Source organism: uncultured Pseudacidovorax sp., assembly GCF_913773995.1.
Classification (GTDB): Bacteria; Pseudomonadota; Gammaproteobacteria; order Burkholderiales; family Burkholderiaceae_C; genus Xenophilus.
Genome location: NZ_CAJYES010000091.1, coordinates 1 through 25,068 on the forward strand (window position 1 = coordinate 1; position 25,068 = coordinate 25,068).

The following is a 25,068-nucleotide window of genomic DNA, read 5'->3' on the forward strand; positions in this document are numbered from 1 at the left end:
CAGGGTGCCCGCCACCATGCCGACGCCGAACAGGGCCAGCACCAGCGGCACCCGTTCCACCGACAGGCCGGCCACCTCGGTCAGCGTGGGCTTGACGTAGCTGAATACGCAGAACATGCCGCCGAAACCGATGGCCGCGATGCCCAGGGTGAACCACACCTGGCGCCGGCGCAGGGCACCCAGCTCGCGCATGGGACTGGCCCCGTGCGCCGCGGCCATGTCGGGCACCCACAGGCGGATCATCAGGACAGCGGCAGCCGCGATCAGGCCGACGAAGACGAAGGCCGCACGCCAGCCGAAATGCTGGCCCAGCCAGGCCGCGATGGGCACGCCGACCAAGGTGGCGCCGGTCAGCCCCAGCATCACCAGCCCCACCGCCCGCGCACGCTGACCGGGTGGGGCCAACGCAGCCGCCACCAGCGCAGCCACGCCGAAATAGGTGCCATGCGGCAGGCCGGTGGCCAGGCGCAGCACCAGCAGCGACGCGTAATCGGGCGCCAGCGCGCTGGCGATGTTGCCGACGGCATAGAAGGCCATCAGCGCCATCAGCAGCACACGGCGGCGCCAACCGGCGGCCAGCGCCGCCAGCACCGGCGCGCCCACCACCACCCCCAGCGCATAGGCGCTGATCGCGTGGCCGGCCTGCGGAATGCTGGTGCCGATGTCGCGCGCCACCTCGGGCAGCAGGCCCATGATCACGAACTCGCCCGTGCCGATGGAGAAACCGCCCAGCCCCAGGGCGAGCACGGCGCGCAGCAGCGTGCGTTCGGAATCGGCGTCGGTCTGTGAAATGGCGGAAGTCATGGGCAAGGCGGTGACGCAGCGGAAGGCGGAACAGCGGCCCGCGCTGGCAGGCAGCGCCGTGGGCCGGCGGTCAGGCAAAGATGAGGGAAAACCCGGGAAGCGCCGACCCTAACAGCGTCCGCGGTCGGGGCCGCGACAGACTGGCGAATCCGGGTCGGCAGGCGGGGTCTTGTGGCCCGGCGCTTGCGGATGGGCACGAATCGGCATGCGGCAGGTGCGGGCCATCCGGCAGAACCCGGCCGGCATGCCGCAGGAGGCCGGGCGCGCGGCCTCGAAGCCGGATGGCGGCCCCCGCCCCGGACTCAGCCCGCCACCGTGTGCACGCCCGGCGCCCCGTGCTCCACCACGAAGCGCGCCAGCCGGCTCACACCGGAATCGGCCCGCCGGATGTCGTCCACCGCGCGGAATTCGACGCGCGCCTCGGCCGGCGCCAGCGTGGCCAGCGCATAGCCGCGCACGTCGCCGCGGCCCCAGCGCAGCTGCGGGTTGCTGGCCTGCAGCGCCGCCACCGTGGCCATCGAGGGCCCCTGCGAGCTGATCGAGCCGCCCACGAACTCGGTGGCCAGCGGCGCCGCATCGCTGGCGCGCTGCAGGTCGGCGGCCCAGAAGCAGTGCACGTCTCCGCTCAGCACCAGCGCGTTGCGCTCGGGCCGGGCCGCCAGCGCGCCGTAAAGGCGCTCGCGGTTGGCGGCGTAGCCGTCCCAGCCATCGACCCAGTAGCCGCGCTCCTCGCCGCGGCTGCGCGGGGCGGTGGCCATCAGCGTCTGCTGGGCTATCAGCGTCCAGCGGCCCTGGGCGCGCGCCAGGCCCTGGTAGAGCCAGGCTTCCTGTTCGGCGCCCAGGTAGCTGCCGGCGGCCGTGCGCTCGTCACAGTCGACGAAGCCCTTGTTGCCGGTCACCGGCACGCAGGGATGGGCCGAGCGGTACTGGCGGCCGTCGAGCACGAAGAGCTCGGCCATGCCGCCCATCTGCCAGCGGCCATGGATGCGGGCCTGCGCGCCCTGCGGGCGCATCCAGGCCGGCACGGGCATGTGCTCGTACCAGGCCTGGTAGGCGGCTGCGCGCAGGGCCATGAACGGAGCAGGGTCGGGCGTCTGCGGCGAGCGGTCGTCGGCATAGTCGTTCTGCACCTCGTGGTCGTCCCAGGTGACGAACCACGGGAAGGCCGCATGCGCAGCCTGCAGGTCGGCGTCGCCCTTGTAGAGCGCGTAGCGGTTGCGATAGCCGGCCAGGTCCTGCGGCAGGCCGGCCTCGTGGCGCCGCACATGGTCGCGACCCCAGGAGGCTTCGTAGATGTAGTCGCCCAGGTGCACCACCGCATCCAGATCCTGCGCGGCCATGTCGCGGTAGGCGCTGTAGAAGCCCTGCTCGTACTGCTGGCAGGAGCCGAAAGCCAGACGCAGCGGCTGGGCGTCCTGCAGGGCACGCGCGGTGCGGGTGCGGCCGACCGGACTCTGGATGCCCTGCGCCATGAAGCGGTACCAGTAGTCACGGCCGGGGGCCAGGCCCGCCACCTCGACGTGCACCGAGTGCGCCAGCTCGGCCAAGGCGATGGCGCGGCCACGGGCGACGATGCGGGTGAAGCGCTCGTCCTCGGCCAGTTCCCAGTCCACCGGAACGGGTGCCTCGCCCATGCCGCCGCCGGTCAGCGGCTCGGGCGCGAGGCGGGTCCACAGCACCACGCCCTCGGCCGTGGGGCAGCCGGAGGCCACGCCCAGGCTGAACAGCGGCCGGCTGTCGCCACCCTGGGCATGCAAGCGAAAGAAGGGCGCGGCGAGCGCCGCGCCCGCCGCGCCTTGCAGCAGGCGGCGGCGGGAGAGACGAGACAAGGGCGGGACGGGCGACGACATGCCCCGATCATGCCCGCAGGCGCCTTGCCGCCAGCTGTCCTCGCCGGCGCGCCCTCGAAGCGGGCCGCGGCCGCACGAACGGCGCTGCTCGAAGGGTGTGAACGAATCCGGGGAAGACGGACGCGCTCCGACAAGCCCCGGATTCGTTCTTGCCCTGTCAGTGCCCCGAGGCGCCGGCCGCGCCCAGCCCCGTCTCCGACCGCACCTGCTGCGCCGGGAAGGCGGCCCGCTCGGCGGCGGCCTGGCGGCTGCGGTCCATCAGGCTGAACAGCCAGATGCCCGCAAAGCCGATGGCCATGGAGAACAGCGCCGGCGAGGTATAGGGGAAAAGCGCCGAGCCCTTGGGATAGCCCAGCGTCGCCTCCCACACCGAGGGCGAGACGATGGTCAGCCCCACCGAGGCCGCCAGGCCCAGCGTGCCGCCGATCACCGCGCCGCGCGTGGTGCAGTCCTTCCACAGCACGCTCATGAACAGCACCGGGAAGTTGGCCGAGGCCGCGATGGCGAAGGCCAGCGACACCATGAAGGCGATGTTCTGCTTCTCGAAGGCGATGCCCAGCAGCACCGCGATGATGCCCAGCGCCACCGTGGTGATGCGCGAGACGCGCAGCTCGTCGCGCGGCTCGGCGCGGCCCTGCTTGATCAGCGTGGCATAGAGGTCGTGCGACACCGCCGAGGCGCCCGACAGCGTCAGGCCGGCCACCACCGCCAGGATGGTGGCGAAGGCCACCGCCGAGATGAAGCCGTAGAACACGTTGCCGCCCACCGCCTTGGCCACCAGCACGGCCGCCATGTTGGTCGCGCCCGCACCGCCGTGGATCACGCCCGTGGCCACGTTGGCGAACTCCGGGTTGGTCAGCACCAGCGTGATGGCGCCGAAGCCGATGATGAAGATCAGCAGGTAGAAGTAGCCGATCCACACCGTGGCCCAGCCCACCGACTTGCGGGCCTCCTTGGCATCCGGCACGGTGAAGAAGCGCATCAGGATGTGCGGCAGCCCGGCCGTGCCGAACATCAGCGCCATGCCGAAGCTGATGGCCGAGATCGGGTCCTTGACGAAGCCGCCCGGGCCCATGATGGCCAGCCCGATGCTGCGTGCCTCTTCAGGCGACTTGCCGGCATTGGCGGCGATCTGCGTGCGCACCTCGACCGACCTGGCGAACAGCGCCTCGGGGCTGAAGTGGAAGGCCGCCAGCACCATCACCGCCATGAAGGTCACGCCGGCCAGCAGCATCACGGCCTTGATGATCTGCACCCAGGTGGTGGCCGTCATGCCGCCGAAGAGCACGTAGACCATCATCAGCGCGCCCACGATCACCACCGCCACCCAGTAGTCCAGGCCGAACAGCAGCTTGATGAGCTGGCCCGCGCCCACCATCTGGGCGATCAGGTAGAAGGCCACCACCACCAGCGTGCCGCTGGCCGCGAAGGCGCGGATGGGGCCGGGCCGGAAGCGGTAGCCGGCCACGTCGGCAAAGGTGAACTTGCCCAGGTTGCGCAGCCGCTCGGCCATCAGGAAGGTGAGCACCGGCCAGCCCACCAGGAAGCCGATGGAATAGATCAGCCCGTCATAGCCCGTGGCCATCACGGCGGCCGAGATGCCCAGGAAGGAGGCCGCCGACATGTAGTCGCCCGCGATGGCCAGGCCATTCTGGAAGCCGGTGATGCCACCGCCCGCGGTGTAGAAGTCTGCCGCCGAGCGCGTGCGCTTGGCCGCCCACTTGGTGATGTAGAGCGTGCCCGCCACGAACACCATGAACATGCCGATGGCGATCCAGTTGGTGGGCTGCTTGGCCACCTGGCCGACATCGCCGCCCGCGGCCTGGGCCAGACTGGCCATCATCAGCAGCGAGGCCAGTGCAAGACGGGCCGCCGTGCTGGAGAAGGATGCGCGCGTCATTGGCCGGCCTCCTTCAGGATCTCGGCCGTGAGCCGATCGAACTCGCCATTGGCGCGGCGGATGTAGGCCAGCGTGATGACGATGGTGAAGACGATCACGCCCAGGCCGATGGGAATGCCCAGCGTGGTCACGCCCTGGCCGATGGGCCGCGCGAGGAAGGGCTTGTCGAAAGCGATCAGCGCGACATAGCCGTAGTAGACGAGCAGCATGATCGCGGTGAGCCAGCCGCCCAGGCGGTTGCGGCGCCGCCGCAGTTCGATGTACTTGGGATGGGAGCGGATGCGCTCCGCGACCGGGTCTTTCATGGGGTTGTCTCCTGGCATCTGGAATGAGCCTGTGCTGCATTCTTCGATGCCGGTCGCTGCGCGCGGACCCGGCGCAATCATTCGTCACATTGCAAGCCAAGTCGCGCAATGAGGCTTGCGCGAGGCTGACGCCGGCGCTAATCCCACTCCACGTTGGCCGCGAACAGGTAGCCCGCGCCGTAGACCGTCTTGATGACCTGCGGCGTCTCGGTGTCGCCCTCGATCTTCTTGCGCAGGCGCGAGATGCGCACGTCGATGCTGCGGTCGGTGGGCAGCAGATCGCGCGTGCCCAGCAGTTGCTCGCGCGTGAGGATCTGGTGGGGCCGCTCCATGAAGCTGCGCAGCACCTGTGCCTCGGCCGTGCCCAGCAGGTGTTCGGTGCCGTCGGGGGCGGTGAGCACATGCGAGCCCCAGTCGATGCGCCAGCCATTGAAGCGCGCCCGTCGGCGCTGGCCCTGCGCGGCGCCGACGGCCTGGCCGCGGCGGCGCAGGATGCTGCGCACGCGTGCCACCAGCTCGCGCGCCTCGAAGGGCTTGGTCACGTAGTCGTCGCCACCCAGCTCCAGGCCCATCACGCGGTCGGCCGGATGGCCGCGGCCGGTGAGGATCAGCACGCCCGCGCTGCTGGCCGCGGTGATGCGCCGCATCAGGTCCAGCCCGTCCATGTCGGGCAGGCCCAGGTCGATGATGCAGAGGTCGGGCTTTTCGACCTGCAGCCGGCGCAGTGCCGCCGCGCCGCTGGCGAACACCTCGCAGGCGAAGCCGAAGTCCTGCAGCGTGGCGCGCACGATGCGGGCCACCTCGGGCTCGTCCTCGATCACGTAGATGAGGTCGGGCGCGGCCTCCTCGTCGTGCCTGCCGGGGCCGCGCACGCCGGTGCCGGCGGCGCCATGGCCAGGTGAATTCATCATGGTGGTCGTCTCCCTTCCTCGATGGCCCGCGCGAGCTGCTCGGCGGTGAATGGCTTGGTGATCACGGGCACGCCGGCCGGCCGGGCAATGGCCTCCGGCGCGTGGCCGCTCATCAGCACCACGGCCGGTGCGGCGACGCCGGCCGGCAGCGCGCAGGCCGCTGTGGCGACGGCCACGCCGTCCACCGCGCCGTGCATCTGCACGTCCGACAGCACCAGCGCCAGGCCCGGCATGTGGGCCAGAAGCTGCACGGCCTCGGTGCCGCTCTCGGCCTCCAGCACCGAGTAGCCCAGCTCCAGCAGGCTGCGGCGGATCACGCGGCGCACCTGCGCGTCGTCGTCGGCCAGCAGCGCCAGGCCCTGCGAGGCAGGCGCGACCGTCTGCCCTGGCGGCAGTTCGTCCGCGGCGGGCGGCGGGGCCTCGGCGGCGGGCAGCCACAGGGTGACGGTGGTGCCCTGCCCGGGCGCGCTGCGCAGGTCGATGGCGCCGCCCGACTGGCGGATGAAGCCGTAGACCACGGCCATGCCCAGGCCGGTGCCGCTGCCCGGCGACTTGGTGGTGAAGAAGGGCTCGAACACCCGCGCCAGCGTCTGGGCGTCCATGCCGCAGCCATCGTCCTGCACCTCGATGCACACGCAGTCGCCGGCCGACATCTGCAGCGGCGCGGCCTGCGCGGCGTCCAGCCGGGCAGCGCGCGCCCGCAGCACGATGCGGCCCAGCGGGCCGGTCGCGTCGCGCGCATTCAGGATCAGGTTGACCAGCGCCTGTTCGAGCAGCGTCGCATCGATCCACGTCCACAAGGCGGCCGGGCCGGCATCCACCTCCAGCGCTAGCGTGTCGGGCAGCGCACGGCGTACCAGCCGGGCCACGGTCTCGATGAGCGCGCCCACGTGCACCGACGCGGCCTGCAGCGGCTGCCGGCGCGCAAAGCTCAGCAGCGCCCGCACCAGCTCGGCGCCACGACGCGCGGCGTCCAGCGCCGGCTGGGCGAATTCGCACGTGGCCTCGTCGGCGGCGCCGCGGCGCAGCAGCGCGTCGAGGTTACCGATCACCACCGTGAGGATGTTGTTGAAGTCGTGCGCCAGGCCGCCGGTGAGGTGGCCGAGCGATTCCAGCTTCTGCGCCCGCGCCACCAGTTCCTGGGCGCGGCGCTGCTCGGTGATGTCGAAGGTGAGCTCGAAGCAGCCCGCCACGCGGCCGTCGGCGGCGCGCTCGGGCGCGAGCGAGGTGCGCACCGTGCGGGTCTGGCCGTCCTGCGTGCGCAGGTCGTAGGCAAAGCTCTGCGGTTCGCCCGCCAGTGCGCGCATGACATGCGGGCGCACATGCGCATAGACCGCCTCGCCGAGAAAGCGCCGCGCACTCACGACCTCGGGCCGAGCGGTGTCGACCCCGAACCAGTCCGCATAGCCGCGGTTGAGGTAGCGATAGACGCGCCCGGCGTCGAAGTACGCCACCAGCGCCGGGATGGAGTCCATCACCAGCCGCACGCGCTGCTCGCTGCGCTGCAGTTCGGTGGTGCGGGCGGCGACTCGGCTTTCGAGCTCGGCGTTCTGGCGCCGGATGGTGGCCTCGGCGCGGTGGCGCTCGGTCACGTCGGAATACAGGGTGACGAAGCCCAGGCCCGGCACCGGCTGGCCGCGGATGCGCAGCACGCGGCCATCGGGCCGGACCCGCTCGACGTCGTGCGGCTCGAAGCGCCGGGCCAGTGCCATGCGTTCTTCGACCTGCTGTTCGGGGTTGCCCGGGCCATAGTCGCCGCGGCGGGCGTTGAATTCCATGAAGTCGCGGAACGGGGCACCCAGCCACACCAGCTCGGGCGGGAAGTCCAGCAGCCGCAGGTAGGCCTTGTTCCAGGCCACCAGGCGCAGTTCGGCATCGAAGATGGAGATGCCGTCGTCCAGCATGTCCAGTCCGGTCTGCAGCGTGACGTAGCGCTGCAGGGGCGCAGGGGCACCCTCTGCGGCGGCCGCATCGGGGCTGCAAACATTCGTCATATTCGGCGGCGTCTCCTGCAATCTTCGGGGTTCATCCTTGCGGCGGCGGAGTCTGCGGCATGTGGCTGACCCCAAGCCAACAAATCACCGCCATCGAACGATGGCACGACTGCGCAGGAGACAAGCTTGACGCACATCAATCCCTACGACCTGGGCCTGGACCGCAACGCGGCCAACTTCGTGGCGCTGACGCCGCTGTCCTTCCTGGCGCGGGCCGCGCATGTGTTTCCGCAGCGCACCGCGCTCATCTACGGCGAGCGCCGCCAGAGCTGGGCCACGACCTATGAACGCTGCCGCCGCCTGGCCAGCGCCCTCGCGCAGCGCGGCGTGGGCCCCGGCGACACGGTCGCCTGCATGCTGCCCAACGTGCCCGCCATGTACGAGGCCCACTTCGGCGTGCCGATGACGGGCGCCGTGCTCAACACGCTCAACACCCGGCTCGACGCGCAGGCCATCGCCTTCATGCTCCAGCATGGCGAGGCCAAGGTGCTGCTCACCGACCGCGAGTACGCCGGCGTGGTGGCCCAGGCCCTGAGCGCGCTGGGCCCGCACCGGCCGCTGGTGATCGAGGTGGACGACGACACGGCGCCGCCCGGCGCGCGGCTCGGCGAGATCGGCTACGAGGACTTCCTCGCCGCAGGCGATCCGGCCTTCGACTGGCAGCCACCCTCCGACGAATGGAATGCCATCGCGCTCAACTACACGAGCGGCACCACCGGCAACCCCAAGGGCGTGGTCACGCACCACCGCGGCGCCTACCTCAATGCCGCGAGCAATGCCCTGGCCTGGAACCTGCCCGAGGGTGCGGTCTACCTGTGGACGCTGCCGATGTTCCACTGCAACGGCTGGTGCTTTCCGTGGACCACCGCGCTGATGGCCTGCACCAGCGTGTGCCTGCGGCGGGTCGAGCCGGCCGCGATCTTCGGGCTGATCCGCGAGCACCGCATCACGCACCTGTGCGGCGCACCCATCGTCTACAGCATGCTCATCGCCGCACCCGCCGCGCTGCGCGAGGGCATTGACCATCCCGTGAAGGGCCTGGTGGCCGGTGCCGCCCCGCCGGCCGCGGTGATCGAGGGCTGCGAGGCCGCGGGCATCGCCATCACCCATGTCTACGGCCTGACCGAGGTGTACGGCCCCTCCGCCGTGTGCGCGCAGAAGCCCGAATGGGCGCAGCTGCCGCCGGTCGAGCGCGCCCGCATGAACGGCCGCCAGGGCGTGCCCTATCCCTTGCAGGAGGCAGTGACGGTTCTGGACCCCGCCACGCTGCAGCCCGTGCCGGCCGACGGCGAGACCGTGGGCGAGATCTTCTTCCGCGGCAATGCGGTGATGAAGGGCTACCTCAAGAACCCGCGCGCCACCGAGGAAGCCTTTGCCGGCGGCTGGTTCCACACCGGCGACCTGGGCGTGCTGCATCCCGACGGCTACGTGAAGATCACCGACCGGAGCAAGGACGTGATCATCTCCGGCGGCGAGAACATCTCGTCCATCGAGGTGGAGGACGCGCTGCACCACCACCCCGCCGTGCTCACCGCCGCCGTGGTGGCCATGCCCGATGCCAAGTGGGGCGAGGTGCCCTGCGCCTTCGTCGAGCTCAAGCCAGGCGCCACGGTGGACGAGGCCACGCTGCTGGACTTCTGCCGGCCGCTGCTGGCGCGCTTCAAGATGCCCAAGCGGATCGTCTTCGGCGAGCTGCCCAAGACCTCCACTGGCAAGACCCAGAAGTTCGTGCTGCGCGAGCGGGTGCACTCCGCCAGCGCCATCGAATGACCCCCTTTTCCTCCATGGAGACGACCATGAGCGACACCGCCGCCCTCTATCCCCCGCCCCTCGTCCTGGCCGCGAAGGCCCATGTCTCCGGCCGCGCCGCCTACGACCGCCTGGTGGCCGAGGCCGAGGCCGACCCCGAGGGTTACTGGGGCCGCCTGGCCCGCGAGTATGTGGGCTGGAAGACGCCCTTCACCCGCGTGCTGGATGACAGCCGGGCGCCCTTCTTCGAATGGTTCAACGACGGCACCCTCAACGCCAGCTGGAACTGCCTGGAGCGCAACATCGAGCGCGGCCTGGGCGCCAAGACGGCACTGATCTTCGAGGCCGACGACGGTGCCGTCACGCACGTCAGCTACCGCCAGCTGCTGGTGCGGGTCAACCGCATCGCCAACGGGCTGCGCGCCCTGGGGGTCAAGAAGGGCGACCGCGTCGTCATCTATATGGCCATGTCCATCGACGGCGTGGCGGCCATGCAGGCCTGCGCGCGCATCGGCGCCATCCACTCGGTGGTGTTCGGCGGCTTTTCGGCCCATGCCCTGCGCGACCGCATCGCCGACACCGGCGCCTGCGTGGTCATCACGGCCGACCAGCAGGTGCGCGGCGGCAAGCAGCTGCCGCTCAAGGCCATCGTGGACGAGGCGCTGGCCCAGGGCGGCTGCGCCAGCGTGCGGCATGTGGTGGTGGCCCGGCGCACCGGTGCGGCCGTGCCCTTCCAGGCGCCGCGCGACCTGTGGCTGGACGAGCTGGTCGACGGCCAGAGCGAGCATTGCGAGCCCGAATGGGTGGAGGCGGAGCATCCGCTCTTCCTGCTCTACACCTCGGGCTCCACCGGCACGCCCAAGGGCGTGCAGCACGCCACCGGCGGCTACCTGCTGCATGCGGCCCTGACCTGCCACTGGACCTTCGACATGAAGGCCGACGACATCTTCTGGTGCACCGCCGACATCGGCTGGGTGACGGGCCACACCTACATCGCCTACGGGCCGCTGATGCTGGGCGCGACGCAGATCGTGTTCGAGGGCGTGCCGACGTACCCCGATGCGGGCCGCTTCTGGAAGATGATCGAGGCGCACCGCGCGACGATCTTCTACACGGCGCCGACGGCCATCCGCTCGCTCATCAAGGCGGCCGAGGCCAACGAGGCGGTGCACCCGGCCCGCTACGATCTGTCGAGCCTGCGCATCCTGGGTTCGGTGGGCGAGCCGATCAACCCGGCCGCCTGGACCTGGTACCACCAGCATGTCGGCGGCGGGCGCTGCCCCATCGTCGACACCTTCTGGCAGACGGAGACGGGCGGGCACATGATCACGCCGCTGCCGGGCGCGACGGACCTGGTGCCGGGCTCGTGCACCCTGCCCTTCCCGGGCATCGCGGCGGCGGTGGTGGACGAGACGGGCAACGATCTGCCCTGGGGGCAGGGCGGCATCCTGGTGGTCAAGCGGCCCTGGCCGTCGATGATCCGCACGATCTGGGGCAATCCGGAGCGTTTCCGCAAGGGCTACTTTCCGGAAGAATTCCAGGGCCGCTACTACCTGGCGGGCGATGGTGCGATCCGCGATGCGACGACGGGCTACTTCACGATCACGGGCCGCATCGACGACGTGCTGAACGTGTCGGGCCACCGCATGGGCACGATGGAGATCGAGTCGGCCCTGGTGGCCAAGACCGATTTGGTGGCCGAGGCCGCGGTGGTGGGGCGCCCGGACGACACCACGGGCGAGGCGATCTGTGCCTTCGTGGTGCTCAAGCGGCCGCGCCCGACGGGCGAGGAGGCGAAGGCGCTGGCGAACGAGCTGCGCAGCTGGGTGGCCAAGGAGATCGGGCCGATCGCCAAGCCCAAGGACATCCGCTTCGGCGACAACCTGCCGAAGACGCGCAGCGGCAAGATCATGCGCCGGCTGTTGCGCAGCATCGCCAAGGGTGAGGCGATCACGCAGGACACCTCGACGCTGGAGAACCCGGCGATCCTGGAGCAGTTGGCGCAGGCGAACTGAGGGGGCTGGTCGGGCGGGTCGTTCCGGTTGCATCGGTCGCATCGGTGCTTCGATGCTTCGATGCTTCGGTGCTTCGGTGCTTCGGTGCTTCGGTGCTTCGGTCGCACCAGGCGCACCAGGCGCACCAGGCGCACCAGACGCACCAGGCGTCGGAACGGTAACCCGGCAGAGGACGTCGGCATGCGCGCTCCCGGTGCGCGCTCGCGCCGACCTGCTTGCCTCACTACACGGGTGCTCGCTCTCCACCGACGTGCCTGCCGCACTGCACGGCGCCGCGAATGGCACCTCCGCACGCACACCGCCATCCTCCACCTCGACGCCGCGCGCGAGTCCTACCCTTTTCAGGTCGCGGGGCCGTGAAGCCCTCGAACCCTCGAGCCCTCGAGCCCTCGAGCCCTCGAGCCCTCGAATCATGGAGTCATGGAGTCATGGAGTCATGGAGTCATGCGGCAATGCGGCAATGCGGCAATGTGGCAATGTGGCAATGTGGCAATGTGGCAATGCGGGCCAGTCAACCCCAGACCGTTCGGGCTGAGCCTGTCGAAGCCTCGCCCATCAAGGTGGAGCCGAGTCGGGTGAGGACGGCCCGCCTTTGCGCCGCGCGCCGCTCTGCCCTTCGACAGGCTCAGGGCGAACGGAGTCAAGACCTGGACGGCTGAACCCGGCAGTTCAGGTGCAGCGTCGAGGCGGAGGATGGCGGTGTGCGTGCGGAGGTGCCATTCGCGGCGCCGTGCAGTGCGGCAGGCACGTCGGTGGAGAGCGAGCACCCGTGTAGTGAGACAAGCCGGTCAGCGCGAGCGTGCACCGGGAGCGCGCATGCCGACGTCCTCCGCCGGGTTAACGTTCCGACGACTGGTGCGACTCGTGCCGTCCTCGCCACTCATGCCACCCTTGTGACCCTTGCGACCCGCGTCATCCACATGATCCGTCCGACCGATGTGACCAGCGCAACCTGCGCAACCCTGACGCAGGCACATGGCCGCCCCACGCAAGACTCAGCGCCGCGCCGGCACCACCGCCGCCAGCTGCTCGCGCAACCACCGATGGGCCGCATCCTGCTGGTGCCGCAGATGCCACACCATGTACATCGGCAGCGGCGGACAAGCGACCGGCACCGCCACGCTGGCAAATTCGCGCATCAGGCCTTCGCCTAACAACCCAGGCACCGTCGCCAGCATCGGCGTGCCCCGCAGGAAAGCCGGCAGGCCGGCGAAGCCCGGCACCGTCACCACGAAATGCCGCTCGATGCCGCGCGCCGCCAGCGCCTCGTCCAGCGCCATGCGCCGCTGCGGCGGGTAGACCACCGTCGCATGGTCCGCGGCCAGCCACTCTCGGCGCGTGGCCGGCGCCTCGCGCACGGCCGGGTCGTAGAAGACGCGCCATCGGTCCTCGAACAGACGCTTCTGCACGATGTCGCTGCCCTCGGGCGGGCGGGGACTGACCACCAGCTGGCACTGGCCGCTGCGCAGCATCTCGGCCGTGGGCACGTCCGAGGGCAGCACGCGCAGCACCAGCCCCGGCGCCTGCGCGCGCAGCCGCGCGGCCAGGGGCACCAGCAACACCTCGCGCTGGAAATCGTTGGCGGCGATGGTGAGCACGCCGCGCCAGGCCGCGGGATCGAAGTGGGCATGCCGCGCAAAGGCCTGCAATTGCGCCAGCAGCTCGCGCGCCTGCGGCGCCAGGGCCTGCGCATGGGCCGTCGGCACGATGCCGCGGCCCGACTTGACGAACAACGGGTCACCCGTGATGGCGCGCAGCTTGTCCAGCAGATGGCTCACCGCCGACTGCGTGACACCCAGGCGCTGTGCAGCACCTGTGATGGAGCCCGTCTCCACCACCGCCACCAGCAGGCGCAGCAGCCGTGCGTCCAGATCCGACCAATCGAGATCGCTCATGCAATGCATGATGATCCATCGGTTTATCTTTGACAACGGCCCGCGAATACTGGTGGCCTTCCTTCACCACGGGATCGACGAGGAGACCGCATGACCACCCCCACACCAGCCACGCCCATCGAGGGCACCACCCTGTTCGACGGCGATCAGGCCCGCAAGGGCTATGCGCTCAACAAGATGTGCTTCTCCTTCAACGAAGAAGCCAATCGCCAGGCCTTCCTGGCCGACGAGGAGGGCTACATGCGCCGCTACGGCCTCAATGCCGAGCAGGCCGCGGCCATCCGCGCGCGCAACGTGCTGCAGCTCATTGCTGCGGGCGGCAATGCCTACTACCTGGCCAAGTTCGCGGACATCTTCAAGCTGGACATGCAGGACATCGGCGCCCAGCAGACGGGCCTCTCCAAGGACGAATTCAAGGCCCGGCTCGTCGCGGCCAACTTCCAGTAAAGCCACAGAGGAGAAAAGCCATGGCCAAGATCATCGGCGGCGTCGGCACCTCGCACATTCCCGCCATCGGCAACGCGATCCACAAGGGCCTGCAGGCCGAGCCCTACTGGAAGCCCTTCTTCGACGGCTATCCGCCCGTGCACGACTGGCTGGCGACGGCCCGGCCCGACGTGGTGGTCCTGTTCTACAACGACCATGGCCTCAACTTCTTCCTCGACAAGATGCCCACCTTCGCCGTCGGCGCGGCGTCGCAGTACGCCTCGGCCGACGAGGGCTGGGGCATTCCGGCGCAGCCGCCGGTGGGGGGCGAGCCGGCGCTGTCGTGGCAGCTGATCAACACGCTCATCGAGCGCGAGTTCGACATCGTCAGCTGCCAGGAGATGCTGGTTGACCATGCCTGCACCCTGCCGCTCAAGCTGCTGTGGCCCAGCGGCGACTGGCCGGTAACCCTCGTGCCGGTGTGCATCAACACGGTGCAGTTCCCGCTGCCCAAGGCCAGCCGCGTCTATGCGCTGGGCAAGGCCGTCGGCGAGGCCGTGGCGGCCTGGGGCGAGGACCGGCGCGTGCTCTTCGTCGCCTCGGGCGGGCTGTCGCACCAGCTCGACGGCACGCGCGCCGGCCACATCAACAAGCGCTTCGACCTGCAGTTCATGGACAGCCTGCTCACCAACCCGGAATGGGCCACGCAGTTCTCGGTGCACGAGATCGTCGAGAAGGCCGGCACCCAGGGCGTGGAACTGCTCATGTGGCTGGCGATGCGCGCGGCGCTGACGGCGGCGGGCCCGTCGGTGCGCAAGGTGCACGCCAATTACCACCTGCCGATCTCGAACACCGCGACGGCGCTGCTGGCGCTGGAGACGGCCTGAAGCGCGCGGCCCCGTCACCGGGGCCGCCACAAAGCAGCAGTCCCATGAACGAAGGCCTGCGGGCAGTCGCCTCGCAGGCCTTTTTGGTTGGCCGAGCCCGCTAACTGGATTACTTGCTGGCCGTGCGGTGCAGCTCGGATTCCGGCACCGTCTTGAGCTCGCCCGGCAACGAGGCGATGTACTGGGCCAGCTGCTTGAGCTCGGCGTTGCTGTAGGGCTTGACCTGGGTGCTCATCACCGCATTGGAGCGGCCGACCATCGGGTGGCTGGTCTTGTAGGCCTTGAGTGCCACGAAGAGGTAGTCGCCGTACTGGCCGGCGAGCTTGGGCACCGTAGCGTCGTTGGGGGTGTTGAAGTTGGCGCCGTGGCACTTGGTGCAGCTGTTGTCGGCGTTGCGGGCGATCAGGGCCTGGACCTTGTCGCTGGGCGCCTTGGCAGTGGCCGGCGGGGCGGCACCGTCGTTCATGCCGAGGGCCGAGTAGTAGGCGGCCAGGTCGGCGATGTCCTGCTCGGTGAGGGTGTCGGCAATGGCCCGCATGGTGGGGTGCTTGCGGTCGCCCCCCTTGTAAGCCGTCAGCGCCGCCGTGATGTAGCCGGCGCTCTGGCCCGCGATCTTGGGCACCTTGTGCACTTCGGGGAAGCTGGCCTGGTAGCCCACGATGCCGTGGCAGCCCACGCACATGGCCACCTTCTTCGCGCCGTTGTCGGCATTGCCCGTCACCTTCTGCGCGGAGGCCACGCTGGTCACGCAAGCGACAGCGAGGGCAAACATCGTGGTCAACAGCTTGTTCATTTTGCGCGCAAAATCTCGTGAGGACTTGGGGGATCGGCGGGCGATTATAGGAAGCCGACCCTTCCTCCCACCCGCTGGAAAGCCCTGATCGCCGATGCATCGGGCGCCCCTCCCTCCCCGCTCTTCCCACTGCAAGCCATCCATGAAATTCAAGGGTTCCGACAACTACGTCGCCACGCAGGACCTGATGCTGGCGGTCAATGCCTCCATCACCCTCAAGCGCCCGCTGCTGGTCAAGGGCGAGCCGGGCACCGGCAAGACCATGCTGGCCGAGGAAGTCGCCAGCGCGCTGGGCCTGCCGCTGCTGCAGTGGCACATCAAGTCCACCACCAAGGCGCAGCAGGGCCTGTACGAGTACGACGCCGTCAGCCGCCTGCGCGATTCGCAGCTGGGCGACGAGCGGGTCAAGGACATCCACAACTACATCGTCAAGGGCGTGCTGTGGCAGGCCTTCACCGCCGACGAACCGGTGGCCCTGCTGATCGATGAGATCGACAAGGCCGACATCGAATTCCCCAACGACCTGCTGCGCGAGCTGGACCGGATGGAGTTCTACTGCTACGAGACGCGCGAGCTGGTCAAGGCCAAGCACCGGCCGGTGGTGTTCATCACCTCCAACAACGAGAAGGAGTTGCCCGACGCCTTCCTGCGCCGCTGTTTCTTCCACTACATCAAGTTCCCCGACGCCGAAACGATGCGCCGCATCGTCGAGGTGCATTTCCCCGACCTCAAGCAGGAACTGCTGGCCGCGGCGATGAAGACCTTCTACGACGTGCGCGGCCTGCCCGGCCTCAAGAAGAAGCCGTCGACGTCGGAGCTGCTGGACTGGCTCAAGCTGCTGGTGGCCGAGGACATTCCGCTGCAGGCCTTGCAGAGCAAGGACGAGAAGGTGGCCGTGCCCCCGCTGGTGGGCGCGCTGCTCAAGAACGAACAGGACGTGACCCTGTTCGAGAAGCTGGTCTTCATGCAGCGCAACAACCGCTGAGCCGTCGCCGCACGTCCACGCCCCTCCTGATCGCGCCGAGTTGCCATGGCCTTCGTCGAACCCGTTGAACTGAGCGAACGCGGCGTGCGCCTGGTGCCGCTCGCGTCCGAGCACGAGGCAGGGCTTGCGGCCGCCGCCGCCGACGGCGCGCTGTGGAACATCCGCGTGACCTCGGTGCCCGAGCCCGAGAACACCGCCACCTACATCGCCCAGGCGCTGAAGATGCGCGAGGACGGCAGCCGCCTGGCCTTCGCCGTGCTCGACGAGGCCAGCGGCACGGTGCTGGGCACCACCAGCTACCACGACATCGTGCCCGCCATCCGGCGGGTGGAGATCGGCTACACGTGGTACGCGCAACGGGTTCAGCGCACGCACGTCAACACCACCTGCAAGTTCCTGCTGCTGCGCCATGCCTTCGAGACGCTGCAGTGCCATGTGGTGGGCTGGCGTACCGACAACTTCAACTTCGCGAGCCAGCGCGCCATCGAGCGCCTGGGCGCGAAGAAGGACGGCGTGATCCGCGGCCATGCCCTGCGCCGCGACGGCACCATCCGCGACACCGTGATGTACAGCCTGCGCGCCGGCGAGTGGCCGGAGGTGAAGGCGCAACTGCTGCATCTGCTGGACAAACCCCGCCCTGACTCAGGAGGCTGACATGAGCGCACTCCCGAAAGAAATCGCCCAACTCGGTGTGCACGAGAAGCTGCAACTCGTCGAGGATCTGTGGGACAGCATCGACCAGGACCTCATGCCGCCGCTGAGCGAAGAACTCAAGGCAGAGCTCGACCGTCGCTGGGCGTGGGTTCAGGCAAATCCCGGCACCGCATGCACGCCCGCCGAACTCGCCGCATCACTGGGCGTCCGGCTCTGAATCGATGCAGTTCGAAGTGCATCTCGAGAAGCCTGCGCAACATGACCTGCGCATGGCCTTCGAGTGGTACGAAACGAAGCAAACGGGCCTTGGCGCCGAACTCCTGCGCAGCGTCGCCGCTTTGGTGGAATTGCTTTCGCGCGATCCGCAGCGTTTCCGCCACGGGCCTGGCGCCTATCGCAGCGCCAAGCTGCGCCGCTTTCCCTACGCCATGCACTATCGGATCGAAGGCCAGCATGTCCATGTGCTGGCGTGCGTCCATTTCCGCCAGAGTCCCGAGCGCTGGCCAGGAGCCTGACCCATGCTGATCGACTTCTTCTACACCCTGCGCGCGGCCAAGCTGCCCGTGTCGGTCAAGGAATACCTCACGCTGCTGGAGGCTCTGCAGGCCGACGTGGTGGGCCCGAACTCGGACGATGCCTTCGGCATGGACGACTTCTACTACCTCAGCCGCACCGCGCTGGTGAAGGACGAGAAGCACTACGACAAGTTCGACCGTGCCTTCGCCGCCTATTTCAAGGGCGTGGAGATGCTCACCGACTTCACCAAGGAGGTGCCGCTCGACTGGCTGCGCCAGGTGCTGGAGAACGAGCTCACGCCCGAGCAGAAGGCCGCCATCGAGAAGATGGGCTGGGACGAGCTGATGGAGACGCTCAAGAAGCGCCTGGAGGAGCAGAAAGAGCGCCACGAGGGCGGCAACAAGTGGATCGGCACCGGCGGCACCTCGCCCTTCGGCAACGGGGGCTACAACCCCCAGGGCATCCGCATCGGCGGCGTCGGCAAGAACAAGAGCGCCGTCAAGGTGTGGGAGCAGCGCGCCTACAAGGACTACGACGACACCCAGGAACTGGGCACGCGCAACATCAAGATGGCGCTGCGCCGGCTGCGCCGCTTCGCGCGCGAGGGCCACGAGGACGAGCTGGACCTGGACCAGACCATCAGCCGCACCGCCGCCAATGCGGGTTACCTCGACATCAAGATGCGGCCCGAGCGCCACAACAACGTCAAGGTGCTGCTGCTGATGGATGTGGGCGGCACCATGGACGAGCACGTCGCCCGGGTGGAAGAACTCTTCTCGGCCGTCAAGACCGAGTTCAAGCACCTGGAGTTCTATTACTTCCACAACTGCGTCTACGACTTCATGTGGAAGAACAACCGCCGCCGCTTCAGCGAGAAGTTCGCGACCTGGGACATCATCCGCAAGTACAACAAGGACTACAAGCTGGTGTTCGTGGGCGACGCCACCATGAGCCCCTACGAGATCCTGCAGCCCGGCGGCAGCGTGGAATACAACAACGAAGAGCCCGGCGCCGAGTGGCTGCAGCGCCTGACGCACGCCTTCCCCAAGTTCGCCTGGATCAACCCCGAGCCGCAGGGCGTGTGGCAGTACCGCCAGAGCATCTCGGTGATCCAGCAGCTGATGTCGCAGCGCATGTTCCCGCTGACGCTCAAGGGGCTGGAAGACGCGATGCGGCTGCTGTCGAAGTAGCACAAGGCCGCCGACCCCGCATCGGCAAGCCCCCGCAGGACGGGCGGCATTCCGACAAGCCGGCCCGGGGCCCGATGCCAGAATGGCGCCCCATGCCCAGGGTGGATTCCCGTCGACCGACGCCGGCACGCACGCCGGCGTTTCTTTTTGTGCTGCTGCTTCTCGGGGCCCTGCTGCTGCAGGGCTGCAGCCTGCTGCCCGGCCGCCACAAGGACGCCAAGGCGGGCGCCGACGACGCGCCGTCAGCCCTCACGAGCAACGGCACAGACGCCGCGGGCGGGCGGCACGGCTTCAACGTGCGCGTCGAAGGCCCGGACGAAGCCCGCGAACTGCTGGAGCAGCATCTGGAGCTGCAGCGCTACCGCCGCCTGGACGACCTGCAGCTGGCCGAAATCTCCCGCCTGATGGTGGCCGCCGACGCCAATGCGCGCGAGCTGCTGGGCACGCTGGGCTATTTCACGCCCACGCTCAAGATGGAACTGGTGGACCTGCCGGCCGACGCCGCCGTGCCCTACGAAGTCCGCATCCAGGTCGACCCGGGCCCGCGCACCAAGGTGACGGCAGCCCAGGTGGACTTCGCCGGCCCCATCGCCACCGCCACCGACGAGAAGACCGCGGCGCAGCGCAAGGCCATCCGCGACGGCTGGACCTTGTCGCCCGGCCAGGATTTCACCCAGTCGACCTGGGACGGCGCCAAGAACACCGGCCTGCGCAAACTGGTGGCCCAGCGCTTTCCCACCGGCAGCATCTCCCTGAGCCGCGCCGACATCGACGCCGATGCCGGCACCGCACGGCTGTCGGTCACCTACCAGTCGGGCCCCGCCTACCGCTTCGGCCCCCTGGAAGTGCGCGGCGCCGAGCGCTACAGCGTGGACGGCGCGCGGCGCATTGCACGCGTGCCCTCCGGCCAGCCCTACGACCAGCAGGAACTGCTCGATGCCCAGGCCCGCATGGCCAGCAGCGGCTACTACGACTCGGTCTTCCTCACGCTGGACACCGACGCCGACCCGCAGGCCGCCACCGTGATCGCCCAGGTGCGCGAGGCCAAGCTCCAGAAGATCGTGCTGGGGGCGGGCTTCACCTCCGACTCCGGGCCGCGGCTGTCGGCCGACCACATCCACAACCAGATGCCGCTGCTGGGCTGGCGTGCGGTGACCAAGCTCTCGGTGGACCGCGACACCCGCTCGCTCAACAGCGAATGGAGCGCAATCCCGGGCGACGACGGCTGGCGCTGGATCACTTCGGGCGAACTCAAGCAGGACCTGTCGGGCGACTACGAGGTCGACAGCGGCCGAGCCCGCTTCGGCCGCAGCAAGTCCGACCCGAAGATCGACCGCGCCTACTACCTGCAGTACGACTACGCCCTCAACCGCGGCCTGGGTGCGCCACCCTCGGCCTCGGCATTGAGCGCCAACTGGTCGTGGACCGGCCGCTACTTCGACGACGCCGGCGCGCCGCGTCGCGGCTGGGGCCTGGGGCTGGAACTGGGGGCCGGCTACACCCTGAGCGGCGCGCAGCGCCCCTTCACGCGCGCCGACGTGCGCTCGCTCTACATCCTGCCGCTGGGCAGCGTGTCCGAGGGCGACGCCCCCGGTCTGGCGCGCCAGTCGCGCCTGGCGCTGCGGGCACAGGTCGGCGCCGTGACGGCCAAGGACGATGCGCAGATCCCGTCCACCCTGCTCTTCCTGACCGGCGGCGACACCAGCGTGCGCGGCTATGCCTACCGCTCCATCGGCACCACCAATGCCAGCGGCGCCACCGTGGCCGGCCGCTACCTTGCCGTGCTCAGCGCCGAATGGCAGAAGCCGCTGGTCTTCAACAACAAGGTCTCGGCGTGGGAGAGCGTGGTCTTCGTCGATGCCGGCAGCGTGGCCGACCAGGTGAGCCAGCTCAACAAGCCGCAGGTGGGCGTGGGCGTGGGCGCCCGCTGGCGCAGCCCCGTGGGGCCGGTGCAGGCCGATCTGGGCTATGGCGTGGAGACGCGCAAGTTCCGGCTGCACCTGCGCCTGGGATTCAGCTTCTGACGACATCGTGAGCACCGACACGCCGCCCTCCCCGACGCAGGAGCGTCCGACGCTCACGCCGGGCGCGTCGAAGCCCCGCGCCCGTTCCCGCACGCGCCGCGTGCTGCGCGGCCTGGCCTGGACCGTTGTCGGCCTGCTCGCCCTCGTGCTGGTGCTGCTGGGCGGCGCCTGGTGGTGGGCCGGCAGCGACAGCTCGCTGGCCACCGTGCTCGCCCGCGCCGCCCGTTACCTGCCCGCCGGCCAGACGCTGGAGACGCAGGCGGTGACCGGCTCGCTGCGCAAGGGCGGCCGCATCGGCCTGCTGCGCTACCGCACGCCCGATCTCACGGTCGAGGTGCATCAGGCCGAGATCGGATGGCAGCTGCGCCCGCTGTTCGACCGCCGGGTGCAGCTGGGCGAGGTTCGCGCCACACAGGTGCTCATCGAGGCCAAACCTGCCCCCGCAGATGCGCCCAAGAAGCCGCACCAGCCGCTCGAACGACTGGTGCTGCCGGTGGAAGTGGACGTGCCCTTCCGCATCGGCGAGGTCCGCTGGGCCGGCCCGCCGCCGCTGGTGGCCCAGCAGCTGGCCGGCCGCTACCGCTATGAGAAGGCCGAGCACCGGCTCGACCTGGAGGGCGTGGACATCGAAGGCGGCCACTACAGCGGCCAGGTGCAGTTGCAGGGCGATGGACCCATGGCGCTGAATGCCGCGCTCCAGGGCCGCCTGCAGGCCCCGCTGGGCGATGGCCGAACGATCCCCGTGCAAGCCACTGCCACGGCCAAGGGCAACCTGGCGGGCGCCGAAGCACGGCTGGTCGTGCAGGCCGAGGCCCGCGCCGAGCAGGCCGACGACAAGGCCGGCGCGCTGTATGCCAAGGTCGATGCGCATCTCGCGCCCTGGGCGCCGCAGCCCGTCATCGACGCCCTGGCCGCGCTGCGCGACGTCAATGTCGCCACCTTCTGGAAGGCCGGGCCCTTGACCCGCCTGAGCGGCGAGGTCGCCGTGCAGCCCGACGCCCAGACCGGCGAGCAGGCCTGGCGACTGCGCGCCGACCTTCGCAATGCCATGCCCGGGCCCTGGGACAAACAGCGCCTGCCGGTGGAGCGCCTGCGCGCCCGCATCGGCTACGCCGGTCCGGCGGACGGCACATGGACGGTGGACGAAGCCCATGTCGAGGCGGGCCATGGCCGTATCGACGCCCAGGGCAGCTGGAAACCCGCGCCGGCCCCCTGGCAGGTGCAGGCCCGCATCGACGGCGTGCGGCCTGGCGAACTGCACACCGCGCTCGAAGGCGGTGCCATCAGCGGCCCGGTGACCGCGCGGCAGGAAGGCGATGTGCTGCGCTTCGACACCGACCTGCGCGCCCAGGGCGGTCGTGCCAGTGCCCAGGGCCTCCAGGGCTTCGGCCTGGAACGTCTGTTGGCCAAGGGCCAGTACAACCTGCGCACGCAGCTGGCCGAGCTGCCGACCCTGCGTGTGGAGGCCGAGGGCGCCAGCATCGAGGGGCAGGTGCGCGCCCGTGTCGCCGAGCAGGCCGGCAGCGGCGATCTGCGCCTGGTGCTGCCCGGCGTCAACGCAAGGCTGCAGGCCGACATGGCGCCGACCCGCGGCACCGGCCAAGCCGAGGTGCAGCTGCAGGATGCCGCCCGACTGCAAGCCTGGCTGCAGAAGCTGCCCGGCCTGGCCAACATCAACAAGGCGATGGGTGCCGAAGGCGCTGCGCGGCTGGATGCCCGCTGGAGCGGTGGGTGGCGCAGCTTCCAGGAACGGCTCGCCAAGCCGACGGCGCCGCTGCCCCGCGGGAGCGCTGAACCCACGGTCAACGCCAGGCTGAGCACGCCGCAATTGCTGCTCAAGCCCGGTCCGGGCGCGGACGGCACGCGACCTGCCCCCATACAGCTGACGACCTTCGCCGCCACGGTCGACGGCAGCCTGGCCCGCGCCAACCTCGCGCTGTCGGGCGAGGTGCGCCAGGGCGAACGCCGGGCACGGCTCGACACCACCGCGAACGGTGGCCTCGAAGCCGCCGGCCAATGGCGCCTGGCGCTGGCCCGCCTGCGCGCCGATGTGGACGACGGCGGCCGCGGCGACACGCCCTGGGTGCTGGAATTCGGCCAGGGCTTCGAGACCCGCGTGCGCCAGTCCGGCGACCGCCTGCAGGTGGAGACCACCGCCGGCAGCGCCACCGTGCGCGGCCCGGTGCCCGGCACCGTGCGGCTGTCGTGGGAACCGATCCGCCTCAGCTCAGGCAATAACGGCGTGCAACTGCAGACCAAGGGCCGGCTGCAGGGCCTGCCCATGACGTGGAGCCGCGCCTTCGGCGGCGACACCAGCCTGCGCGAGCTGGGCATCAGCGGCGACCTGGTCTTCGACGGCGACTGGGACATCGCCGCGCTCGACCAGCTGCGCGCCCGCGTGCGCCTGGGCCGCGCCAGCGGCGACCTGCGGGTGCAGGCGGGCGAAGCCGCGCTGGTGCGCAAGCTCGAAAGCCACGGCACCGGCGCACCCGGCGAGGTCAAGACCGACTCCAGCGACACCGCACCCTCCACGCCCGCGGGCCTTCGCCAGGCCGAGCTGCGGCTGGATGCCGAAGGCGACACCGTGCGCGCCAGCCTGGACTGGGACAGCCAGCGTGCCGGCCGCATCCAGGCCAATGCCTCTACCCGCCTGCAGCGCCAGGGCGAAGGCTGGCAGTGGCCAACCGACGCGCCGTTGGCCGGCCGCCTGCAGGCCAGCCTGCCGCAGCTGGGCGTGTGGTCCATGCTCGCGCCCCCGGGCTGGCGCATCGCCGGCACGCTGGAGGCCGACGCCACGCTGGGTGGCCAGCGCAACGACCCGCGTTGGAACGGCACCGTCCGCGCCGACCAACTGGCGCTGAAGGCCGCGGTCGAGGGCCTGGACCTGCGCGACGGCCGCCTGCGCGCCACGCTCGCGGGCAACCGGGTGGTGATCGATGAATTCCGCCTGCAGGGCGGCCCCGGCAGCCGGGTGCGCATTCCCGGCCGCAGCGGCAACCTGAGCACCGCCTCCAGCCAGGCCGCGCAGGACGGCGGCAGCCTGACGATGAGTGGCGAGCTGGGCTGGGGGCCCGCCAGCGCCGGCCGCTCGGGGCTGTCGATGTCGATGCGTGGCGAGATCCGCAGCCTGCGCGCGCTGGTGCGCTCCGACCGTCAGCTCACGCTGTCGGGCCAGCTGCAGGCCGGCCTGCAGGATGGCCAGATCCGCCTGCGCGGCGACCTCACGGCCGACCGCGCCGTGATCATCCTGCCCGATGAGAGCGCGCCCGGCCTGGGCAGCGACGTGGTTCTGCATTCCGCCGCCCGCGACGCGCAGGAGCGCAAAAAGGCCGAGGCGGCCGAGGTGTCGCCGCAGCAGCCGACCACGGCCAGGCCGCCGGACATCCAGGTGAGCTTCGACCTGGGCCGCGACTTCGCGGTGCAGGGCCGCGGCATCACCACCCGGCTGGAAGGCAAGCTGGACATCCGCGCCACCAGCACCACGGCGCCGCCGCGTGTGACGGGCGAAATCCGCACCGTGCAAGGCCAGTACCGTGCCTATGGCCAGGCGCTGGACGTGGAAAGCGGCATCGTCCGCTTCAACGGTCCCGTGGACAACCCGCAGCTGGACATCCTGGCCCTGCGGCCCAACATCAGCCAGCGCGCTGGCGTGCAGATCACCGGTTCGGCGCAGGCCCCGCGGGTCAAGCTGTACTCCGATCCGCCGCTGTCGGATGCCGAGGTGCTGTCGTGGGTGGTGCTGGGCCGGGCCTCGGCCGCCAGCGGCGGCGAGGCACAGCTGATGCAGCAGGCGGCGCTGGCGCTGCTGGGCCGCCTGGGCGCGGGCGGCGAAGGCGGCAGCCTGGCCAGCCGCTTCGGCCTGGACGAGATCGGCTTCAAGGGCGGCGGCAACGGCGACGTGGCCGGCTCGGCCATCACGCTGGGCAAGCGGCTCTCGGACGACTTCTACGTCACCTACGAACGCAGCCTGGCGGGCACGCTGGGCACGATCTACTTCTTCTACGACCTCACGCGCAACCTCACGCTGCGGGGGCAAGCGGGGATCCAAAGCGGGATCGACCTGATCTACACGGTGCAATACGACTAGCACCCCCCATGCCGCTTCGCGGCTTGGGGCGGCCGCCAGAGGCGGCTGCTCTTCGGGCACGTCCAAGCCTGCACTGGCAGGCT

19 protein-coding genes are annotated in these 25,068 nt (G+C 70.0%); 11 read left to right on the forward strand and 8 right to left on the reverse strand.

Features of this window, described 5'->3' with window-relative positions:
* The 6 genes from QZ772_RS08130 to QZ772_RS08155 form a co-directional block, all read right to left on the reverse strand.
* Positions 1 to 804: MFS transporter (locus tag QZ772_RS08130; RefSeq protein ID WP_295524558.1), on the reverse strand; the 804-nt coding region annotated here is incomplete at its 3' end.
* Positions 805 to 1,106: 302 nt separating this feature from the next.
* Positions 1,107 to 2,633 carry an alkaline phosphatase D family protein gene (locus QZ772_RS08135; protein ID WP_295524559.1) on the reverse strand — a complete coding sequence of 509 codons (1,527 nt, stop codon included), beginning with the start codon at positions 2,631 to 2,633 and terminating at the stop codon, positions 1,107 to 1,109.
* Positions 2,634 to 2,811: 178 nt separating this feature from the next.
* On the reverse strand, positions 2,812 to 4,554 hold the full coding sequence (locus QZ772_RS08140; RefSeq protein WP_295524560.1) for a cation acetate symporter: 1,743 nt from the start codon (positions 4,552 to 4,554) through the stop codon (positions 2,812 to 2,814).
* A complete protein-coding gene (locus QZ772_RS08145) occupies positions 4,551 to 4,859 on the reverse strand; it encodes a DUF485 domain-containing protein (protein ID WP_295524562.1) in 309 nt (102 codons plus the stop codon). Before QZ772_RS08145 ends, QZ772_RS08140 begins: the two co-directional genes overlap by 4 nt.
* 137 nt (positions 4,860 to 4,996) lie before the next feature.
* The gene (locus QZ772_RS08150) at positions 4,997 to 5,770 is read right to left on the reverse strand and encodes a response regulator transcription factor (RefSeq protein ID WP_295524563.1); all 774 of its coding nucleotides are present in this window, start codon (positions 5,768 to 5,770) and stop codon (positions 4,997 to 4,999) included.
* Entirely contained in the window at positions 5,767 to 7,764 is a 1,998-nt protein-coding gene (locus QZ772_RS08155; protein WP_295524564.1) for a PAS-domain containing protein, read from the reverse strand. Before QZ772_RS08155 ends, QZ772_RS08150 begins: the two co-directional genes overlap by 4 nt.
* A 126-nt stretch (positions 7,765 to 7,890) precedes the next feature.
* Between QZ772_RS08155 and QZ772_RS08160 the strand changes: the two genes are divergently transcribed.
* A complete protein-coding gene (locus QZ772_RS08160; protein WP_295524566.1) occupies positions 7,891 to 9,534 on the forward strand; it encodes an acyl-CoA synthetase in 1,644 nt (547 codons plus the stop codon).
* A gap of 26 nt (positions 9,535 to 9,560) precedes the next feature.
* Positions 9,561 to 11,528 (forward strand): acetate--CoA ligase, encoded by a 1,968-nt coding sequence (acs, locus tag QZ772_RS08165; RefSeq protein ID WP_295524567.1) that lies wholly within the window; start codon positions 9,561 to 9,563, stop codon positions 11,526 to 11,528.
* A gap of 995 nt (positions 11,529 to 12,523) precedes the next feature.
* Here the strand turns inward: acs and QZ772_RS08170 are convergent.
* Positions 12,524 to 13,432 (reverse strand): LysR family transcriptional regulator, encoded by a 909-nt coding sequence (locus QZ772_RS08170; protein ID WP_295524569.1) that lies wholly within the window; start codon positions 13,430 to 13,432, stop codon positions 12,524 to 12,526.
* Positions 13,433 to 13,513: 81 nt separating this feature from the next.
* Between QZ772_RS08170 and QZ772_RS08175 the strand changes: the two genes are divergently transcribed.
* Together QZ772_RS08175 and QZ772_RS08180 are read left to right on the forward strand one after the other, a co-directional pair.
* Positions 13,514 to 13,870, forward strand: a complete 357-nt coding sequence (locus tag QZ772_RS08175; protein WP_295524571.1) for a protocatechuate 4,5-dioxygenase subunit alpha — start codon at positions 13,514 to 13,516, stop codon at positions 13,868 to 13,870.
* A gap of 20 nt (positions 13,871 to 13,890) precedes the next feature.
* Positions 13,891 to 14,736: a class III extradiol dioxygenase family protein gene (locus tag QZ772_RS08180; protein ID WP_295524573.1), complete on the forward strand. Its 846-nt coding sequence runs from the start codon at positions 13,891 to 13,893 to the stop codon at positions 14,734 to 14,736.
* A gap of 109 nt (positions 14,737 to 14,845) precedes the next feature.
* Here QZ772_RS08180 and QZ772_RS08185 read toward each other — a convergent pair whose 3' ends face one another.
* Positions 14,846 to 15,529, reverse strand: a complete 684-nt coding sequence (locus tag QZ772_RS08185) for a c-type cytochrome (protein ID WP_017759644.1) — start codon at positions 15,527 to 15,529, stop codon at positions 14,846 to 14,848.
* A 142-nt stretch (positions 15,530 to 15,671) separates the two neighbouring features.
* Here QZ772_RS08185 and QZ772_RS08190 point away from each other — a divergent pair, with 142 nt between their 5' ends.
* The 7 genes from QZ772_RS08190 (at position 15,672) to QZ772_RS08220 (ending at position 24,985) form a co-directional block, all read left to right on the forward strand.
* Positions 15,672 to 16,514 (forward strand): MoxR family ATPase, encoded by an 843-nt coding sequence (locus tag QZ772_RS08190; RefSeq protein WP_295524575.1) that lies wholly within the window; start codon positions 15,672 to 15,674, stop codon positions 16,512 to 16,514.
* Between the two features lie 45 nt (positions 16,515 to 16,559).
* Entirely contained in the window at positions 16,560 to 17,168 is a 609-nt protein-coding gene (locus QZ772_RS08195; RefSeq protein WP_295524577.1) for a GNAT family protein, read from the forward strand.
* A 1-nt stretch (position 17,169) separates the two neighbouring features.
* Positions 17,170 to 17,385, forward strand: a complete 216-nt coding sequence (locus QZ772_RS08200) for an addiction module protein (protein ID WP_294378157.1) — start codon at positions 17,170 to 17,172, stop codon at positions 17,383 to 17,385.
* A 4-nt stretch (positions 17,386 to 17,389) separates the two neighbouring features.
* The gene (locus tag QZ772_RS08205) at positions 17,390 to 17,683 is read left to right on the forward strand and encodes a type II toxin-antitoxin system RelE/ParE family toxin (protein ID WP_295524579.1); all 294 of its coding nucleotides are present in this window, start codon (positions 17,390 to 17,392) and stop codon (positions 17,681 to 17,683) included.
* A 3-nt stretch (positions 17,684 to 17,686) separates the two neighbouring features.
* Positions 17,687 to 18,874 (forward strand): VWA domain-containing protein, encoded by a 1,188-nt coding sequence (locus QZ772_RS08210; protein WP_295524581.1) that lies wholly within the window; start codon positions 17,687 to 17,689, stop codon positions 18,872 to 18,874.
* Positions 18,875 to 18,966: 92 nt separating this feature from the next.
* On the forward strand, positions 18,967 to 20,898 hold the full coding sequence (locus QZ772_RS08215; RefSeq protein ID WP_295524583.1) for a BamA/TamA family outer membrane protein: 1,932 nt from the start codon (positions 18,967 to 18,969) through the stop codon (positions 20,896 to 20,898).
* A 7-nt stretch (positions 20,899 to 20,905) separates the two neighbouring features.
* Complete coding sequence (locus QZ772_RS08220) at positions 20,906 to 24,985, forward strand: translocation/assembly module TamB domain-containing protein (RefSeq protein ID WP_295524585.1); 4,080 nt, start codon at positions 20,906 to 20,908, stop codon at positions 24,983 to 24,985.
* Positions 24,986 to 25,068: the final 83 nt, after the last annotated feature.

Bases quoted from the DNA above. Each gene is read 5' to 3' on its own strand.
- QZ772_RS08170 (WP_295524569.1), bottom strand. From the start codon at position 13,432: ATGCATTGCATGAGCGATCTCGATTGGTCGGATCTGGACGCACGGCTG.
- QZ772_RS08175 (WP_295524571.1), top strand. From the start codon at position 13,514: ATGACCACCCCCACACCAGCCACGCCCATCGAGGGCACCACCCTGTTC.
- QZ772_RS08150 (WP_295524563.1), bottom strand. From the start codon at position 5,770: ATGATGAATTCACCTGGCCATGGCGCCGCCGGCACCGGCGTGCGCGGC.
- QZ772_RS08140 (WP_295524560.1), bottom strand. From the start codon at position 4,554: ATGACGCGCGCATCCTTCTCCAGCACGGCGGCCCGTCTTGCACTGGCC.
- acs (WP_295524567.1), top strand. From the start codon at position 9,561: ATGAGCGACACCGCCGCCCTCTATCCCCCGCCCCTCGTCCTGGCCGCG.
- QZ772_RS08190 (WP_295524575.1), top strand. From the start codon at position 15,672: ATGAAATTCAAGGGTTCCGACAACTACGTCGCCACGCAGGACCTGATG.
- QZ772_RS08205 (WP_295524579.1), top strand. From the start codon at position 17,390: ATGCAGTTCGAAGTGCATCTCGAGAAGCCTGCGCAACATGACCTGCGC.
- QZ772_RS08180 (WP_295524573.1), top strand. From the start codon at position 13,891: ATGGCCAAGATCATCGGCGGCGTCGGCACCTCGCACATTCCCGCCATC.
- QZ772_RS08185 (WP_017759644.1), bottom strand. From the start codon at position 15,529: ATGAACAAGCTGTTGACCACGATGTTTGCCCTCGCTGTCGCTTGCGTG.
- QZ772_RS08155 (WP_295524564.1), bottom strand. From the start codon at position 7,764: ATGACGAATGTTTGCAGCCCCGATGCGGCCGCCGCAGAGGGTGCCCCT.
- QZ772_RS08145 (WP_295524562.1), bottom strand. From the start codon at position 4,859: ATGAAAGACCCGGTCGCGGAGCGCATCCGCTCCCATCCCAAGTACATC.
- QZ772_RS08195 (WP_295524577.1), top strand. From the start codon at position 16,560: ATGGCCTTCGTCGAACCCGTTGAACTGAGCGAACGCGGCGTGCGCCTG.
- QZ772_RS08210 (WP_295524581.1), top strand. From the start codon at position 17,687: ATGCTGATCGACTTCTTCTACACCCTGCGCGCGGCCAAGCTGCCCGTG.
- QZ772_RS08215 (WP_295524583.1), top strand. From the start codon at position 18,967: ATGCCCAGGGTGGATTCCCGTCGACCGACGCCGGCACGCACGCCGGCG.
- QZ772_RS08200 (WP_294378157.1), top strand. From the start codon at position 17,170: ATGAGCGCACTCCCGAAAGAAATCGCCCAACTCGGTGTGCACGAGAAG.